The organism is Craterilacuibacter sp. (assembly GCF_051659485.1).
Taxonomy (GTDB): Bacteria; Pseudomonadota; Gammaproteobacteria; order Burkholderiales; family Chromobacteriaceae; genus Craterilacuibacter.
In genome coordinates, this window is sequence record NZ_JBOFOO010000338.1 from 1 (window position 1) to 2,940 (window position 2,940).

The 2,940-nt window shown below is 59.3% G+C and carries 3 protein-coding genes; all 3 read left to right on the forward strand.

Going from position 1 to position 2,940, the window contains the following annotated elements; genetic code table 11:
* Positions 1 to 871 (forward strand): cysteine--tRNA ligase (locus ACRC1E_RS11560; RefSeq protein WP_438515244.1); only part of this gene is annotated, 871 nt, incomplete at its 5' end.
* A gap of 130 nt (positions 872 to 1,001) precedes the next feature.
* Positions 1,002 to 1,217 (forward strand): 50S ribosomal protein L31, encoded by a 216-nt coding sequence (gene rpmE / locus ACRC1E_RS11565; protein ID WP_438515245.1) that lies wholly within the window; start codon positions 1,002 to 1,004, stop codon positions 1,215 to 1,217.
* Between the two features lie 99 nt (positions 1,218 to 1,316).
* The coding region (locus ACRC1E_RS11570; protein ID WP_438515246.1) for an ArnT family glycosyltransferase at positions 1,317 to 2,940 on the forward strand (1,624 nt) is incomplete at its 3' end.

Below are 2,940 nucleotides of genomic sequence, written 5' to 3' on the forward strand. Positions count from 1 at the left end.
TATCGAGGTTGACCCCTTTAAACGCGACCCGATGGACTTCGTGTTGTGGAAATCGGCCAAGCCGGGCGAGCCGTTCTGGGCCAGTCCCTGGGGCGAGGGACGTCCGGGCTGGCATATCGAATGCTCGGTGATGAGCTGCTTCCATCTGGGCGAGCATTTCGATATCCACGGCGGTGGCGAAGACCTGCAATTCCCGCACCACGAAAACGAAATTGCCCAGTCCGAGGGCGCGCATGGCCACCAGTACGTCAACTACTGGCTGCATAACGGCTTTATCAACGTCGATGGCACCAAAATGTCCAAGAGTCTGGGCAACTTCTTTACCATCCGCGATGTGTTGCAGCATTTCGATGGCGAGGTGGTGCGTTTCTTTATCGTGCGTAGCCATTATCGCAGCCCGGTCAACTTCACCGACGGCATTCTGCACGATGCACGCCAGGGGCTGACCCGCCTGTACACCGCCTTGCGCGATCTGGATCTGCCGGCCTCTACCGCTATCGACTGGTGTCATCCCTATGCCGCACGCTTCAAGGCGGCGATGGATGACGACTTCAATACTTCGGAAGCGGTGGCGGTGCTGTTCGAGCTGGCCGGTGAAGTCAATAAGAGCAAGGATGTAACGCTTGCGCGCCTGATGAAGGATCTGGCCGGTTTGCTGGGCCTGCTGCAGCGCGAGCCCGAGGCTTTCCTGCAAGGCGGAGTCGGCGAGGAAGATATCTCGGCCGAGGCGATCGAGGCGCTGATCGTGGCGCGGCGCGATGCGCGTGCGGCGAAAAACTGGGCCGAGTCCGACCGCATCCGTGATGAACTGTCCGCCAAGGGTATCGTGCTGGAAGACAGTGCCGGCATCACCAGCTGGCGGCGTGCTTAAACTCTTTTGGCCTTGCATGGTGGCTTGGTTATCGTGCAAGGCTTGTCAAGCTTAGTTAAAGCGCGGATAATTCCCGCTTTCTCCAAGCAGTGCAGGCAAAACCCCTGTACCCGCAACCCAAGGAAATATGATGAAAAAAGAAATTCACCCGAATTACAAAGCGTTGTCCGTAACTTGCTCTTGCGGCAACCAGTTCACCACCCAGTCCACCATGGCCAAGGACGCGTTCGCGATTGAAGTTTGCTCGCATTGCCACCCGTTCTACACCGGCAAGCAGAAGATCGTTGACACCGCGGGTCGCGTTGACCGCTTCAACCAGAGATTCAGCAACTTCTACAAGCGTTAATCGCTGGCAGAATGTATGCAAAAAAGGCAGCCTCGGCTGCCTTTTTCATTTTCTGTTAAGCTGACGGCCTTTTCATTCCTCCCTTGGCCAGGCTCGCAAATGCTGACCTATACCCCGAATCAAGACCATACGGCACAAGTGCCGACCGAGCGGCCGTGGCTATTGCTGTTGCTGACCTTTATCTGGCTGTGGCCGGGCATACTCGGGCATGACCCGTGGCGGCCGGACGAGCCGTGGGTGACCGCTGTGGTGCAAGAGATGCTGGCTACCGGTAATTATCTGGTTCCCGCGCTCGATGGTCAGGCTTTTTTACGCGATGCACCGCTGTATTACTGGCTGGGCGCTGTCTTTGCCAAGCTATTTTCTCCGTGGCTCATGCCGCTGCATGATGCCATCCGTCTGGCCACGCCGTTTTGCATGGCGGCGGGACTCGCCTTTGCCGGCGGCGCCGGGCGCGAGCTGATAGGGCGACGCCATGGCCGCAGTGTCGTCCTGATTATGATCGGTTGTTTCGGTCTGATCGTCACCGGTCACGAGATGAACCCGGTGGTGGCCGGTTTTACCGGCTTTGCGGCTGCGTTTTATGCGCTGACGCTAGCGCTGCGTGCGCCCGCTTTGGGCGGTGCTGTGCTGGGTCTGGCCAGTGTCTGGCTATTGCTGGCGACGAGTGTGCTGGAAGTCGCGCTGGTGTGGCTGGTCGCGCTGGCTTTGCCGGTGTTTGCTGCATGGCGCAGTAAGCGCCATGCCATTACGCTGGCGATGGGTTTGCTGATTGCGCTGCCGCTTAGTGCGCTATGGCTGGTCGGCTTTATGGATGGACATCCGCTGGCGTTCAAGTTGTGGCTGGATCAGTTTGCGCTGGGTCCCTTTAATGGCTTTGGCCAGCTTAGCTTCTTTCATGAGCCGGGTTACTATCCCAAAACCGTACTGTGGTACGCTTTTCCGGCCTGGCCGCTTGCCGTGTGGACCTTGTATCGTGCGCGCCGTTTCGACCAGCCACGGATACAACTCCCTCTGCTGGCTTTTGCCGTCACCATGCTGGTGTTGACCCTGTCCAGCCGCCAGTCCAGCGAGTCGGCCATGCCTTTATTGCTGCCGCTGGCGATTCTGGCCGCTGCCGAACTGGACACCCTGCGCCGTGGCGCGGCGGCTTTCCTTAACTGGTTCGGTTTGATGACTTTCGGCTTGTTCGGGCTTTTAGTCTGGCTGGGCTGGCTGGCGATGAACTATGGCTGGCCTGAGCGGCTGGCTGGGCGCGCCCATTATTTCAGTCCTTACTACACACCGCATATCTCCTTGCTGGCGGCCGGTTTTGCCATGCTGGCAACGCTTTGCTGGTTGTGGGCGGTGACGCGCCGCCATTTGCGCGGGCGTCAGGCGGTCACCAACTGGGCGGCCGGGATTACGCTGTTCTGGGGGCTGGGTATGAGCTTGTGGTTGCCGTGGCTGGATGCGGCCAAAAGCTACCGCCCGGTGGTGGCGCAGATGATGGCAGCGCTGCCGGATAATGTGCAGTGTGTGGCCACAGCAGACAATAACCGCATGGCACGCCTGAGCTGGCAGTACTACGCCGGCCTGACGCTCAAACCTCATCCGGTTGATGCTGCGGTGCCGTGTGACTGGCAACTGGTGGTGCGTACCCGCGAAGAGGGCTTGGCCGAGCCGGGTTGGCAAGTGTTGTGGAGTGGCGGTCGCCCGCGGGATAAAAACGAACAGTATGGCC

Excerpts from the sequence above, each read along its gene's own strand:
- rpmE (WP_438515245.1), top strand. The coding sequence starts at position 1,002 with ATGAAAAAAGAAATTCACCCGAATTACAAAGCGTTGTCCGTAACTTGC.